This is a genomic window from Klebsiella sp. HN106, assembly GCF_051209435.1.
Classification (GTDB): Bacteria; Pseudomonadota; Gammaproteobacteria; order Enterobacterales; family Enterobacteriaceae; genus Klebsiella; species Klebsiella oxytoca.
Window position 1 is genome coordinate 1 of the sequence record NZ_JBLURD010000126.1, and the last position, 391, is coordinate 391.

A 391-nucleotide genomic window follows, 5' to 3' on the forward strand; every position below is an offset into this window, starting at 1 on the left:
GTTTTTCCAGTTTCCGTCTGCGCCGTTCCGCTGTTGCACTGGCATTTTGTCGCCTTTTCTCTGCTTCCTCTGCCTCCAGACGGGCCCGCATGGCGTTATGCCGCTCTCCGGCAACATACTTTCTGACTTCCTCCATTCTGGCTTTCAGTGTCTGCTCCTGTACCAGCAGGCCGGACGCGCGCTGATTCAGTGCCTCCGTCTGTTCCTCCAGCTCCTGCCTGGCTTCTTCCCGGGCATTCTGCAACGCCTGACGCCAGCGCTTTTCTCTTTTCGCATACTCTTCCCGCAGTACATTCGCCGCATCACAATAGTGACTGTGCAGGGTTTCTGTCTTCATGTTGTGATCCCTGATAAGGGCATTTTGTCTGGCTCTGTGAGCCTCTTCTGCCTC

Annotated in this window: 1 pseudogene; it reads right to left on the bottom strand. The window is 55.8% G+C overall.

Annotation, left to right across the window (positions count from 1 at the left end):
- Positions 1-337 (bottom strand): annotated as a pseudogene (locus ACSIPU_RS30635) (hypothetical protein); the annotation flags it as partial.
- Positions 338-391 lie beyond the last annotated feature (54 nt).